15 protein-coding genes are annotated in these 12,325 nt (G+C 57.5%); 1 reads left to right on the top strand and 14 read right to left on the bottom strand.

Annotated elements, in window-relative coordinates; translation table 11 throughout:
• Positions 1-3 precede the first annotated feature (3 nt).
• Genes PH552_RS08985 through PH552_RS08940 form a run of 10 tightly spaced genes read right to left on the bottom strand, consistent with a single transcriptional unit; the run spans position 4 to position 7,067 of the window.
• Complete coding sequence (locus tag PH552_RS08985; protein ID WP_112341650.1) at positions 4-675, bottom strand: VirB8 family type IV secretion system protein; 672 nt, start codon at positions 673-675, stop codon at positions 4-6.
• Complete coding sequence (locus PH552_RS08980; RefSeq protein ID WP_285165868.1) at positions 675-962, bottom strand: hypothetical protein; 288 nt, start codon at positions 960-962, stop codon at positions 675-677. The genes PH552_RS08985 and PH552_RS08980 overlap by 1 nt, the downstream gene beginning before the upstream one ends.
• Before the next feature lie 35 nt (positions 963-997).
• Positions 998-1,930: a TrbL/VirB6 family protein gene (locus tag PH552_RS08975; RefSeq protein WP_285165867.1), complete on the bottom strand. Its 933-nt coding sequence runs from the start codon at positions 1,928-1,930 to the stop codon at positions 998-1,000.
• A gap of 3 nt (positions 1,931-1,933) precedes the next feature.
• Positions 1,934-2,164, bottom strand: coding sequence for an EexN family lipoprotein (locus PH552_RS08970; RefSeq protein ID WP_169646364.1), 231 nt, complete (start codon positions 2,162-2,164; stop codon positions 1,934-1,936).
• Positions 2,161-2,856 (bottom strand): P-type DNA transfer protein VirB5, encoded by a 696-nt coding sequence (virB5, locus tag PH552_RS08965; RefSeq protein WP_285165866.1) that lies wholly within the window; start codon positions 2,854-2,856, stop codon positions 2,161-2,163. Before virB5 ends, PH552_RS08970 begins: the two co-directional genes overlap by 4 nt.
• Positions 2,856-5,222, bottom strand: a complete 2,367-nt coding sequence (locus PH552_RS08960; RefSeq protein WP_285165865.1) for a VirB4 family type IV secretion/conjugal transfer ATPase — start codon at positions 5,220-5,222, stop codon at positions 2,856-2,858. Before PH552_RS08960 ends, virB5 begins: the two co-directional genes overlap by 1 nt.
• Positions 5,215-5,553 (bottom strand): VirB3 family type IV secretion system protein, encoded by a 339-nt coding sequence (locus tag PH552_RS08955; RefSeq protein WP_112341654.1) that lies wholly within the window; start codon positions 5,551-5,553, stop codon positions 5,215-5,217. The genes PH552_RS08960 and PH552_RS08955 overlap by 8 nt, the downstream gene beginning before the upstream one ends.
• Positions 5,554-5,557: 4 nt before the next feature.
• The gene (locus tag PH552_RS08950) at positions 5,558-5,860 is read right to left on the bottom strand and encodes a TrbC/VirB2 family type IV secretion system protein (RefSeq protein ID WP_113251520.1); all 303 of its coding nucleotides are present in this window, start codon (positions 5,858-5,860) and stop codon (positions 5,558-5,560) included.
• Entirely contained in the window at positions 5,857-6,525 is a 669-nt protein-coding gene (locus PH552_RS08945) for a lytic transglycosylase domain-containing protein (protein WP_285165931.1), read from the bottom strand. Before PH552_RS08945 ends, PH552_RS08950 begins: the two co-directional genes overlap by 4 nt.
• A 2-nt stretch (positions 6,526-6,527) precedes the next feature.
• Positions 6,528-7,067 carry a hypothetical protein gene (locus PH552_RS08940; protein ID WP_285165864.1) on the bottom strand — a complete coding sequence of 180 codons (540 nt, stop codon included), beginning with the start codon at positions 7,065-7,067 and terminating at the stop codon, positions 6,528-6,530.
• A 99-nt stretch (positions 7,068-7,166) separates the two neighbouring features.
• On the opposite strand from PH552_RS08940, the gene PH552_RS08935 reads away from it, so the two are divergent.
• Positions 7,167-7,520, top strand: a complete 354-nt coding sequence (locus PH552_RS08935; protein WP_095436095.1) for a helix-turn-helix domain-containing protein — start codon at positions 7,167-7,169, stop codon at positions 7,518-7,520.
• A gap of 74 nt (positions 7,521-7,594) precedes the next feature.
• Here the strand turns inward: PH552_RS08935 and PH552_RS08930 are convergent, their stop codons facing one another.
• From PH552_RS08930 to PH552_RS08915, 4 genes are read right to left on the bottom strand one after another with little or no spacing between them, the layout of a single operon-like run.
• Positions 7,595-8,410, bottom strand: a complete 816-nt coding sequence (locus PH552_RS08930; protein ID WP_285165862.1) for a winged helix-turn-helix transcriptional regulator — start codon at positions 8,408-8,410, stop codon at positions 7,595-7,597.
• Positions 8,397-9,170 (bottom strand): 3-oxoacyl-ACP reductase FabG, encoded by a 774-nt coding sequence (fabG, locus tag PH552_RS08925; RefSeq protein WP_285165861.1) that lies wholly within the window; start codon positions 9,168-9,170, stop codon positions 8,397-8,399. Before fabG ends, PH552_RS08930 begins: the two co-directional genes overlap by 14 nt.
• Positions 9,167-10,879 (bottom strand): acetolactate synthase catalytic subunit, encoded by a 1,713-nt coding sequence (locus PH552_RS08920; RefSeq protein ID WP_285165860.1) that lies wholly within the window; start codon positions 10,877-10,879, stop codon positions 9,167-9,169. Before PH552_RS08920 ends, fabG begins: the two co-directional genes overlap by 4 nt.
• Positions 10,876-12,237, bottom strand: a complete 1,362-nt coding sequence (locus PH552_RS08915; protein WP_285165858.1) for an aspartate aminotransferase family protein — start codon at positions 12,235-12,237, stop codon at positions 10,876-10,878. Before PH552_RS08915 ends, PH552_RS08920 begins: the two co-directional genes overlap by 4 nt.
• Positions 12,238-12,325 lie beyond the last annotated feature (88 nt).

The raw sequence follows: 12,325 nt of genomic DNA, 5'->3' as shown, positions 1-12,325 counted from the left end.
GTCTCAATTGATGGCCTCCGGATCGGAGCGATAGTCGCTGACGGCGAAGCCGAGCGGATTTATCAGCCGATCGGTCGAGGACATTGGAGCATTCACATAGGAGAAGGTAAGCGTTGCCACCCAATGGGTCGTATGCGTCTCATCACCGCGCGTGATGGTACGCATATAGCGAACAGACAGTACATTGGCGTTGATCAGCGAGATGGAAACGATGTTGATCCGCGATGTGGCGCCGCGACCGTAGATATTTTGCGGGGAATCCGGATTGCCGCCGCGATAAATCGCGGCAAAGCGGGTCTGTTCCGGCGCCGTCGAGAGCAGCGAAACCGTGCGAAAATTCTCCTCTGCCTCGCTCCAGACATAACCCTCACGGGCACGAACATAGCGGGCGGCGAAATATTTAGTCACTGCTTCGTCGTAGGTGCCAGCGGTCGACGTGAGTGCCGAAACGACATCGACAATACCGGTGGAATTGTCGACTCTCACGACAAAAGGCTCGACCGTCTTTAGCGGTGTCAGGCCTGCGATAGCGACGGTCGAAATCGTCGCAAGAATACCGGCCCCGATGGCTACGAACCAGGCAATTCGAGCCGAACGTTCCATCTGGATCATGCGATCCTGGTCGAAGCGCCGGGCCTTATCGAAATAATCCTTAAGACTGTCCGTCGTCACCATCACCGCGGCCCTCCGCATAGGCGATAGGAGTGGCCGACATCAAAATGCGCGAAGGCGGCGGGAGCGATATCCGGCTTTTCCTCGACGTAGGCAGGTGGCTTGCCGCCGGACTGCGCCGGTGAAGCGTGAGGGGGTTGCGGCGTGGACCGACTATCGCCATCCCATTGCCACATGGCGCGCTTGAGCGGCCGGCGCGAATAGCCGTCGCATTTGGGCAGGGGATAGGAATGTGACGCGCAGCCGCCGAGCGTTGATGCCACACAAAAAAGCACGAGTATTCGGATCATCGTGAACCATCTTGTTGCTTGCTTGAAGTTCCACATCAGCCGGTTCTTTCGAAACGAAAGCTGCGGCCAACGGCACGTGCACCCCGACCAGTCGCGCGCGTCATGTAGGTAGCACCTCGGGCAAGCGTGCCTTCATGGGCGTCGCGTGCCGCGCCATAGCCGTAGGTGAGCGACGCCCCGCCCGAGGCAAGTGCCGAGGCGATGCCTGGAAGCTGGTAAAAGACGTAGAGGGACGCAAGGCAAATGGCGCCGAGCGCAACGGGTCGCATGAGTACGTCGCTGTAGCTCTCGATCATTGTGAAGGTGGAATCGATACAAGTAATGAGTAGCGAGCCAACCGCCACGACCAGTACCTGCAGGATCACGAAGTTGGCGAGTTGTCCGATCCAGGCTTCGGTAAAGCGGCGCGTCGAGCGGAACATGGCGAGCGCCACGAAAATCGGGCCGATAGCGAGCACGATCGCCAGTGCGAGACGGGCATAGAGCGAGACGATATAACCGATCGCGGCAACCACGAAACTTGCCAAGATGACAAGCATGCCACCGAAGCCGGTAACGATGTCGACTCCCCATGAGGCGCGCGACCAGATCTCATGCGCGCATTTTTGACCTTTATCCAACAGGCTGTCGAAGGTCGAGGCGCTTGGTATCGTGCCGGAGTTCAACGCCTGCGAAATTTCCTTAGGCAATGTGTCGAAAAAGATACCGCCGACATAAGTCTGGTACTCGCCAGCATTCGTGACCAGCATCAGGATGATGGCAAGCTTCATTGCCCGAAAGGCGAAATCCATGATCGGTTCATGGACCGATCCACGCAGGATCAGGAAGCCATAGAGGATGACGTAAAGTGTCAAGGCCGCCGTCAATGGCCCTGTGACCCAGCTGGCGATATTCGAGGTACCTGATGATATGAAGTTCTCCAGCGGCGCCTTGAACTGCCCATCGACAAAGGCAAAGATCTGGTACATGCCTCAGCCTCCGAGTGCTTTGCCCATGCGTTCCAGGCGGGATTTCCAATCTGCCGCCTCGGCATTTACGCAGTTCGGCGTGGCTCGCAACTCACCGGGATTGCTTTTGCATTTGGCAATGAGATCTGACAGCAGCGTCTGGTTGGCCATCAGCTCGTCGACCGAATAGGTACGTTCGGGCTTCGAGCAGCCGAACAAGGAGACACCGAGTGTAAAGAGAACAAGTAACTTCATTGAAGGGCCGCTCCCATCGTATCCATGCGCTTGCGCCAATCCTCGGCCTTGCGCTGTTCATCGACTTGAACCTCGGCCTGCTGCACCATCTGCAACCCTTGCATCCTGAGCATATCGGTCTGGAGAAAGGCCGTTTCGGCCTGCAGCCGCGCCTGCAGATCGGCGATGTCCTTGGCGTCGCTCGCCGAAGAGATTTGCCGGCGTAACTGATCAATCCCGTCGATCCGCTTGGTCGCGGTATCGTAGATTTGCTGGGCTAGGCTCATCTGCCCCGCATTCTTGTTCTGAAGACGCGACAGTTCCTGAGCATAAAAGTCGTTAGCGCTCGTTTTGTAGGTCGAATTGTCGGTCAAGAACTTCGAGGCGGCATCGCCAAGCGTGCCTGAACCTGAGCCCTTGAGCAGGCTTTGGACGGCAGAGAAGTCTCCTGGCAAAGCCTTGCGAACCGCCGGATCGTTCAACAGACTGGCAACGTCGGCCATATTGGTCAGCTTGTTTAGCGAACCGTAGAGCTGCTGGGCCTGCTGGAGTTGCTGGTTTAGCGCATCGAGCTGCGATTTCAGTTGGGTTATGCTTTCGATCTGCTTGGCAATCGCCGTCTGGTCGATCACCGGGATACCCTGCGCGTCAGCGGCGTACGAAGAAAGGAACAGCACTATCGCTGTCATGGGAATCACCCTGCTCTGCACCATCAGCTTGCACTCCGTGTCTGTTGGAATATCCGCAACCATTCGTCCCGGTCATCGCCAAGCTCCGCTCGGATGGCCTCGGCAAGTTCCACGTTTGCCGTTCGCCCGGAGAGGATTGCGAGCTCATCGCCGAAACCGTTGAGATTGAGCTCGGCGACAACGCTGTTGTGACCCTGTTTAACGACAAAGCGCCGGCTTTCGGCGGAGAGCTCGCGGGCAACCAACTCGAATTCGCGTTCAGTGAGCTTGAAGCCACCGACATAGTCGTCTCGATCACCGCGGGAATTCGGCAGGAAAACCTGTGTTGGGCACTGCTCGATGATTGTATGCGCGATCGGTGAGTTGATGGCGTCTCGCGGGCTTTGCGTGGCAAACAGCATCAAGCCGTTCTGCTTGCGAATGGTCTTGAGCTTATTCTGGGCAAGATCAAGAAAGCTCTCGTCTTGCAATGCCTTCCAGAACTCGTCGATAACGATGATGATCCGTCGGCCATCGATCAACTGTTCGACACGATAGAAAAGATAAGCCATCAAGGGATTACGGATTTCCTCGTTGTCGAGAAAATCAGTCATGTCGTAGCCGAGAAATTTGGCGCCGATACCGATCTCATCGGTCTCGTTGTCGAAGACCCAACCAAGCGGCCCGCCCCTTTCCCACCGACGCAGGCGCGCGGCAATCCCTTCCGGATCGGTATTGTTGAGAAAGGTGCGCAAAGCGCCGATCGTGCGCTGCTCTTTCGGCAGATCGGCAAGACCATCGATCGCGAGCGCGATATCGCTAACATCGCTGACCGAAAAATCACGCGCCGCCTTGCCGGCTAGCTTGGCGATAAATCGTGCCAGGAAAATCTTATTTTCCGGTGTCAACTCTAAGGCTTTCAACGGTGCACATCCCGTCGGCAGCCCGTTCTTCAGCGGCAAATAGGTGCCACCGGCAGCCCGAACGAAGAGGTCGGCGCCACGATCCTTGTCGAAGAAGACCATGTGCGGGTCATGCTTTTCGAGTTGCGACAGCATGAAATTGAGAAGTACGGTCTTGCCAGCACCCGACGGACCGCAGACGAAGGTGTTACCGAGATCGCCATAGTGGAAATTGAAATAGAACGGCGAGCCCGACGCCGTCTTTAGCATGGCGACGGCCGGCCCCCATTCGTTGCCGTCCTTCTTACCCATAGGATAGGAATGAAACGGAGAAAGTGCTGCAAAATTCAGCGAGGTGACCGCACCGGAACGAGCCCGATACCGAAAATTACCGGGCAATTGTGCCCACCATGCAGCTTCGAGCCCCAGATCCTCGCGCGCTACGACAGCGCCACCATTGGTCAGATGCGCGCGCGCCTTCGCAAGATTGTCACCGAGGTCTTTGACAGATGAAGCGAAGATCCCGAGGGTCAGATGGTGTTCGCCAAGCACGAAACGGTTCGATTCCAGCTCGTCCATTGCCGCATCAAGCTCTTCAATCTGGGAGGCTGCCTTGTCGACCGCACTCACCATTTGGTTCTGCTTGCGGCCCATGATGGTGCGGGCATCGGTCTTGGACCTGAACGCGAAGGACTGAGTGAGGATCAGTTCGAAAGGTGCCGTCAGAATGCCGTCCAGCATACCGACACGGGTTCTCGCCGGATATTCCTTGAAGCCGAACATGCCCGCATAACGGCTTGTCCCTTCATCGCGGATCTCGACCGTCTCGCGCCCGAAGATCACACGATCGGAATAGATCGCCGAGGAGATCCTGCCTTCCGTCAATGGTATGGGCTCTCGCCGGCCGCCGATCAACTGATGCAGCACCTCGCTCGGTTCGGAAAACAGGATGCCGTTTTGATCGTAGAGAGACAGCACGCGCGGCGCGAAGCGTCTCAGTCCCGCAGTGACATCGGTCACCTTGTCCCGCAGATGTTTCAGGCTGTCCTCATCGAGCTCGCCTGCTGCTCGTTGGGCCTTGCGAAGCCGTGACAGCAAATTTGCAAGCCGTTCGGCCGGATCGTGTCCCGGATGCCAAAGCAGGGTGAGATAGAGATCGTTGCGAAACAGATCTTCGCTCACCATCCGCTCCCGATACTTGCCATTCAACGTTGCCGAGAAGGAATTGGTGAACTCGCCGTCGGGATAAGTGTTATCGCGCCGACGGATGAGGTGGGTCCAGATTGCCAGACGCTCGTCGGCAATGTTGCGGTAGAGCGTGTTGAGATCACGCTGCAGGCTGTTCAAATCGATAGCGTCGATTGTCTCGAACGATACGCCCTCCAAAGCGATCATCGCTAGCAATGCTCTGGAATCGAGTGCGATCACGGTCTCATCCACGTGCCGGACATAGGGGATGTACGTTTCCGGCTCGAGTTCACGGAATTTGAGACGGGACACTTTAGGCATGGCCAAGGTCCCTTTCGTCATAGTGTCGCACTAGTCTCAACGGCGTCAGCGAAGCACCCCTCCAATAGGCGCCGTTACGCGAACGACCACGGGTTTCGATCCAGGCCAGCAGAATACGGAACATGTTGTGGTCATGCTTGACGAGCGAGCGAAAAATGAAATGAAAGACCACACCGACAAGCCCATAGGCAATCGAGCCGGCAACAATGTAGAGGATCGTCGTCAGTATAATATTGACGCCCATGGCCTCCATTGTCACCCCGGCGATCATCGCTGGCCGGGTGCAAGCCAAGAACAGGGTATCTTCCTCAAGCGAAACCTTCTTCACCATGATTTCAGCCCCCGGAAATCGTGCTGACGATCTGAGAGGCGCCAAAGAGAATGCCGATGCCGAGCACGACATAGGCTGCCTTGCGAAGGTCGAGGTAACCAAACATCCAGGCGATGCCGACGATGATGACGGCGATCGTTGCCAGGAGTTTGGCAACGTTGCCCGTGAGCAAGGTGACGATATTCTGCAGAACCGTCTCGATCCCGCCGGCGCTCTGCGCGAAGGCTGGCTCGATCATGGCGATCGAAAGGACCGTTGCCACCGCAACGGTGACGCCAAATGCACGAATATTGATCCTCGACATCATTCAGACTGCTCCGGTTGATCATTTTGGAAGACCAGCGCAGATGATTGCCGCGCTGCGTGGAAGACATCCCAAGACGGTGGTTTCGCCGACCGTTCGGGCAAAGGCCCTTCCTCACGGTTCAAGGACGGATCACTGGTCTGGTATTCGGGAACTGTCGGCCGCCCCATGCTCTGCCCTATCGCTATGGCGAACAGCGTCTTCGAAAGCCGTTTGGCCTCGCTTTGGACCTGATCGTCATACTGGGCCATCTTTCCGACCGAAGGATCGGAGCGCCCGTAGTAGGATTGCAGCATCACGCGCTCAGCCTGCTGCGGCGCGGCGCCCGCGCGCACTGCCAGACGATAATAACCATCGAGCAATGTGGCCGTTGCCTTGAGGTTGAGGCATGGGTCGAAAGCATCCGCGATGCTGAGATCAAATTTGCGCAATTCGGCGATGCCAATGCCGCCAAGCCCTAGCTGGACATCCTTATGCTCCGCCATCAGCGCCGTTGCGGTTTCGATCGCCTCGGCCTTGCTCTTCGGCTGTTCATGAAGAGATGAACTCCCGCCCACACGAATATCAAAAGGCTGGAACTGGCTTTCGAGACTGACAACCGCCGCAAGCGTTTCGATCGCAATCGCCGGCGCACAGGTCTTGGCAAGATCGGTAAAGGAGACGGCCATGGTCAGTACCAAACCCGTTGGCTTCCAACACCATCGATGGTTACATCGACATAATGGGGCTCGGATCGCACATTCGGCCTTGCCGTCGGATAGCCCATGCACTGTACGTGCCGGCCATCCCGCTGCCAGCGCGCCGATATCACCAACCCATCGTCTCTGGCGCCGCCATCACGACCGGAGGCGCAATAGCCGCCGTCAACCTCGGAAAGGGTTCGCGAAACGCAGGTCTCCTGTTGGCCGCGCTCGCCATAGCGTGTCGTCAGGCGATAATTATCACTGCAGAAATAGGGCTCGTAACGAGGACGCGATGCCCGGAAGCCGACACCGCTGCAGGCGGGAAAGGAATGCCCCTTGGCAAGCTCCTGCCAGAGCTTGTTGATCGGGGGACGGCAGGCGACATATTGTGTGGGCCCACCCGGATTGGAAAGGCACAGGATAACCTGGCATCCCCAATCATCGGCGCGCGCATGCCGCTCGGAAATGAGATATAAAGGCATGCAGCCGGCAATGGCGAAGATTGTTCCAACCAGAAGGCGTTTCATCAGCATGATCCTTCGATGTGGCGATATCTGACGATCGGTCCGGCGACGAATCGGGCGTCTTTCGTAATTTATAGTGACTTATATAATGCAGTTAAAAAGATGACAAGTACCCTAACCACGCAGTGGCACAGTCTTTCGTTTGCCGCCTTCATCCTGCATGAGATCATGGATAATCCGCAGGAGGACGAGACACCGCAATCCCGGCTGAAACAGGTCGGCATGATGAGTGTTCTTTACATCATGAACCAAGCTCACCAAGCACTAACTATATCAAATATAGTCGAAATTACGAAGCTCACACGCATGGGCGTGACGGAGACAATCGAGCCGCTGGTGAAACGTGGCATCCTGACCGAGACGTTCGTGAAGAATTCCATGGGGCGCGGTAAGGCCCGTCAGTTTGAGATTGCGCCGGAGATTTTCGAGAAGCTACGGAGCTTTCAGGCGCGGTAATTGAGCATCTCAGTGGCCGAATCAAACTGAATTAAAAGAATCAATAAAAATCCAGATCCGTCCAAGCAAAGCGACTACGCTGATGTGCTTGACCCAGTCTTTCGCAAGCCCCGGGGTTTGAACACATAGCCAGCTGCATGGACGGTGCGAATGGCAGCACTACATCCGGGCAACACTCCCAGCGCCTTGCGCAAGCGGCCAATGTGAACGTCTACGGTTCGCGGCGTGACTTCGGCGGAAGCCGGCCAAGCCGAAGCAATCAGTTCGGAACGGCTGCAGAGCTGTCCCTCCCTCTTCATCAGATGACGTAGAATATTGAACTCGATGGGTGGCAGCGCAAAGTCGCAACCGTTGCAAAGTATTCGGCGACTGTCGACGTCGACTTCCAAGTCGGCAAAAGCCAGCGACGCAACCCTTTTTGAGTTGGCCGTTTCCATGGCCTGTCCCGCCGCCTGCCTGAGAGATGTCAGCAACTTCTCCGGTGAAAGCGGCCTGAACAGGCAATCATCAACACCGGCTTGCAGCAAGGCAAGATGAAGCGGTTGCGCTTGGCTTCGCAAGAGCGCAATCAGGCGGCCTTCCTTGTCATGTGTGGTGGATCGCCTGATTTCGCCACATATGGAAACGGCATCTTGGGTTTCGTGGGCGCAATCGAAAAGGACCGCGCACGGCAAGCGCTTCGTGCAGGAAGCCAAAACATCGTTGGCGCTGCAAGCCAAAGAGGGCATAAAGCCCTCCGTCTTCAGAATATAGCTAAACGGCAAGAACAGCTCTGCATCGGAGGTCCAGATAATGACTTCGTTGTGGGCCGCCACGTCGAGCTTCACAGTCGCATCGGAGCGCTTGAAGTTGAACGCCCCGGGCCGCGTGACGGCTCTAGGCTGGCGCATATTCGCCCCCGTTGATATCGAGGATAGCACCATTAACGAAGCCCGCTTCTTCCGACGCCAGAAAGGCAACGGCGGCGGCAATGTCCTCCGGAATTCCCAATCTGGCAGAAGGAATGCGTGCAACCGCGTCCTGATTGGCCGGCGTATTGGGATCGCCAGTCAAGGGTGTCAAGATCCTGCCCGGCGCCACGAGATTAACGGTTATGCCGAAAGGACCGCACGATCCGACAAGCGCGCGCATAAGGCCGGCCAGCGCTGCTTTGCTGGCGGCGTAAGCGCCACCGGCAATGCGAGGACGTGTGCGCCCAGCGAGCGATCCAATCAAAATGATGCGTCCGAATCCCGCCTGTCGCATTCCCCTGACGACCGCCTGACAACATAACATGGTGCCGGTCAGATTCACGGCCAGCACTTCGTTCCATTCCTCCAGCCCGATTTCCTCGAACCGCCGAGGACCAGCTAAGCCTTTGGGCGATATGCCGGCGTTGCAGACGAGAATTTCGGCATCTCCCCAGGTGGATGAAAGCTCTTCGAAGAAATTGGTAACAGCCACAGGATCCGACAGATCGACAACTCGGCCCAAGACGCGTCCAGATCCGAATTCCGCGGACAGCACGGCAGTTGCATCAGTGACAGTTTTAGCGCTGTGACTGAAGACGGCGACGCAATGCCCCGCCGCCAGTAGTTTTCGCGCCGTCGCCAATCCGATACCGCTCGTCCCTCCTGTCACGACGGCGATGCGAGACGGCTCTGGCATCATGCCGCCTCATCCAAGCCGGCAAATAAGGACAAAGCCGGATGAGCCTCTGGATCTGTCATGACCTCAATAAACAGCGGCCCCTTGCCTGTCAGTCCACCCCGTAGATGAGCCGTGAGCTCGGCTGGATCCTCAACGCGCACTGCCGGGCATCCGCAGGCTTGAGCGATCTGCATATGATCGACAGGCGCGAAATGGCACGCCGATGTGAAGCGCCCGAACTTTACTGTCTCGGCATCCCGCTGGAAACCGAGGATACCGTTGTTGAGAAGGATGATGGTTATGGGAAGATCGGAGCGAACCATGGTTTCCATCTCCGCCCAGCTATGGGCGAACCCGCCGTCGCCAACGATGGCGACCACCGGGTGCTCGGGTCTAGCTGCCTTTGCACCAAGAGCCAGAGGCAGACCCCACCCCAGCCCCGCAAGACCGCGCGGCGTCAGGAACCGCATTCCTGAAGCAAGCGATCGCAATTGGCCGACGACCCACATCGATGAATAGCTTGCATCCGCAACGACAGTCGTCTGCGGTGTCAATGACGCCTGCAGTTCTGCCATGATACGTTCCGGGCGAATCGGCGACGCAGTAGCATGCACGAGGTGATGCCGATCCTCATCGAACTGCCGCCAGCACTCGGCTACGCGGCTGGTAACAGCGGCCCGTTGGTCCCGACGTTGGGATAGATCTTGCGCGTTGAGGGCATGAACAAGTTCTCTGAGTGTCTCACGCGCATCCCCGACCAGGCGTAGCGCTTGATAATTGCGGCCGATTTCCTGAGGGTCGACATCGATGTGGATCACCTGAGCGCCAGCAGGAATTTGCCGCCAACTATCCGTGCCATTCTGATTGGTTCGCGTTCCAACCAGAATGACAAGGTCTGCGTCACCGACCAGAGCTGCCGTATGGCGCCCGAGTGACCGCGGACCCACGAGTGATCCTAAGACGCCGGCCGAAAGCGAGTGATATTCATTAACTGCACCCTTGCCCATGTTGGTGGTCAAAATTGGGAGTACAGCCAGATCCTGCAACATGGCCAGTTCATGGCAGGCATCGCTGCCGAGGACGCCGCCACCCGCGACTACTACGGGATTGTGGGCATTCGCGATCAACTCCGCTGCCCTTTGCAAAGTCGCGCGATCAGGGGATGACCGGTCAAGCGGCCAATGGCCAAGATTCAGAGATCGCGATGGCGTTTTGACACCAAGCTCCGAACGCAGCAGATCGGCAGGCAACAGCAACGCAACCGGCCCGGGTCGACCGGAGGCAGCAGCAGTGAAGGCGGCATCAACATAGTCCTCTATTCGCTCCGGGACCATGACCCTGCGCACCCATTTCGTGCAGGATTGGAAGAGCGCGATATGGTCAAGCTCCTGGAACGCGTTCCGATCCATCTGATCGCGCTCGACTTCCTGCACAAGTGCTACGATCGGAACGCTCGCTTTCAGCGCTTCGGCCATGGGCGGCACCAGCAGCGTGGCAGCCGGACCATTCTGGGCGGCCACCACGCCGATCTTTCCGGATCGTCGCGCATAGCCATCGGCCATGGCGCCGCCCATATTCTCCTGTCGGTAAGCGACCTGGCGAATGCCTGCCGCTTCGGCAGCCAGGATGAGCGCTGATGGTAGGCTCTGGGCAAATATATGAGTGACGTCATGGCGCACCAGCGAACGAGCCAGGCATTCAGCGACAGTTTCCAAGGACTTCGTGGTCATGCGTTTGCTCCAGCAAAATCGGCTTCGTAGGTTTCGAGGAAATCGCCGAAGACATCGACGATCAAATCAAGATCCGTGTTCGTCATTGCCGTGGACAGGCAGGCGGCGGCCCCAAAGGGCAGGAGGATATCGAGCTGACGGAAATGGCTTGTCAGATTGGTCATCCAACTGTTCTGTTCCGGTGTCGGGAAGGCCTGCCGATAGTCACGGGGCACCTGCCGCTTGGGGTGAATACGAAAAAGCGAAGCCGAACCGGTGACGATAAATGGCGCGTCATGACGCGCGATCGCGGCAGAGAGGCCGTCGCGCACACGCGTACCCATTTCATCAAGACGCTCGAAGCTTGCCGAAGTCAGTGCCTCCATGGCCACCCTTCCTGCGACCATTGAAACCGGGTTGGCCGAAAAAGTGCCGCCCTGTGGCACCGCTGGCCTTGCGCCCGAGCTTGCGAACACCGCCATCACCTCCTTGCGACCACCAACTGCGCCGACTGGAAAGCCCCCGCCGATAATCTTCCCGGCAGCAATAAGATCCGGCACGAGCCCGAAACGCGCCGATGCACCACGATATCCCTGACGCAGATTCAGCACTTCGTCGGCTATGACGAGAACGCCATATTGCCGCGCAAGATTGGAGATGGCTTCGATGAAGGCTGGCTCAGGGGCGAGCAAACCTGCCCTGCTCGGCATGGGATCCATCAGGATGCAGGCAAGATCGCCACCAGACACGGCCAGCCTCCGTTCCAGGCCTTCGACATCATTGAAGCGGATCACATCGACCTCTTCGGCAATGCTTTCCGGCGCGCCGGCATAAGAGGTCGTGGATGTGGGGGCGTCCGCGGGTCCCCAGGATGCAGGCGACGCGCCTTGGCTTACCTCGGCCCAATCATAGGCACCGTGATAGGCTCCTTCGACGCGGGCAATGCGCGACCGCCCGGTAAAGGCGCGAGCTGCCTTGATAGCGAACATGACAGCCTCGGTGCCGCTGTTGACGAAGCGAATCTGCTCGATCGCGGGAATGCGCTGTACGAGCAATTCCGCCAATCCCAACTCGTGCTCCGTTGGATTGGAAAAGCAGGTTCCTTTCTGCAGGAGATCTGCGATTGCGTCGGCAACGGGTAGGTAACCGTGACCATGGATCAGCGTTGTGAAATTGTTATTGAGGTCGAGGAGCCGATTGCCGTCGACATCGACCAGATAAGCACCCTCACCGCGGGAAATATACGTCGGCAGAGGATCACGTTCGACGGTGGCGCGCGTGGTTCCATCGGGAAATACGATCTGCCCTCGCTCGAAGAAATATTGCGATCGCGATCTGAGTGCTGCCCGTCGAAATGATGGAAAATCCTGATGAAGCATGCCTTGCCCTCTCCATGCAGAGATGCGCGTTCGCATCCCGTTCACATTTTTGTTGCAACAAAAAAACACGGAGAGAAGGAAAGTGCAA

Source organism: Rhizobium aureum (assembly GCF_030182495.1).
Classification (GTDB): Bacteria; Pseudomonadota; Alphaproteobacteria; order Rhizobiales; family Rhizobiaceae; genus Rhizobium; species Rhizobium tropici_C.
The sequence above is the reverse complement of the archived record's forward strand: the minus strand, read 5'-3'. Positions and strand labels throughout refer to the sequence as shown.

Bases quoted from the DNA above. Each gene is read 5' to 3' on its own strand.
- PH552_RS08950 (WP_113251520.1), bottom strand. From the start codon at position 5,860: ATGATGTCGAGGATCAATATTCGTGCATTTGGCGTCACCGTTGCGGTG.
- PH552_RS08935 (WP_095436095.1), top strand. From the start codon at position 7,167: ATGACAAGTACCCTAACCACGCAGTGGCACAGTCTTTCGTTTGCCGCC.
- PH552_RS08945 (WP_285165931.1), bottom strand. From the start codon at position 6,525: ATGGCCGTCTCCTTTACCGATCTTGCCAAGACCTGTGCGCCGGCGATT.
- virB5 (WP_285165866.1), bottom strand. From the start codon at position 2,856: ATGGTGCAGAGCAGGGTGATTCCCATGACAGCGATAGTGCTGTTCCTT.
- PH552_RS08955 (WP_112341654.1), bottom strand. From the start codon at position 5,553: ATGGTGAAGAAGGTTTCGCTTGAGGAAGATACCCTGTTCTTGGCTTGC.
- fabG (WP_285165861.1), bottom strand. From the start codon at position 9,170: ATGATGCCAGAGCCGTCTCGCATCGCCGTCGTGACAGGAGGGACGAGC.
- PH552_RS08960 (WP_285165865.1), bottom strand. From the start codon at position 5,222: ATGCCTAAAGTGTCCCGTCTCAAATTCCGTGAACTCGAGCCGGAAACG.
- PH552_RS08940 (WP_285165864.1), bottom strand. From the start codon at position 7,067: ATGAAACGCCTTCTGGTTGGAACAATCTTCGCCATTGCCGGCTGCATG.
- PH552_RS08970 (WP_169646364.1), bottom strand. From the start codon at position 2,164: ATGAAGTTACTTGTTCTCTTTACACTCGGTGTCTCCTTGTTCGGCTGC.
- PH552_RS08975 (WP_285165867.1), bottom strand. From the start codon at position 1,930: ATGTACCAGATCTTTGCCTTTGTCGATGGGCAGTTCAAGGCGCCGCTG.
- PH552_RS08985 (WP_112341650.1), bottom strand. From the start codon at position 675: ATGGTGACGACGGACAGTCTTAAGGATTATTTCGATAAGGCCCGGCGC.
- PH552_RS08915 (WP_285165858.1), bottom strand. From the start codon at position 12,237: ATGCTTCATCAGGATTTTCCATCATTTCGACGGGCAGCACTCAGATCG.
- PH552_RS08920 (WP_285165860.1), bottom strand. From the start codon at position 10,879: ATGACCACGAAGTCCTTGGAAACTGTCGCTGAATGCCTGGCTCGTTCG.
- PH552_RS08930 (WP_285165862.1), bottom strand. From the start codon at position 8,410: ATGCGCCAGCCTAGAGCCGTCACGCGGCCCGGGGCGTTCAACTTCAAG.
- PH552_RS08980 (WP_285165868.1), bottom strand. From the start codon at position 962: ATGATCCGAATACTCGTGCTTTTTTGTGTGGCATCAACGCTCGGCGGC.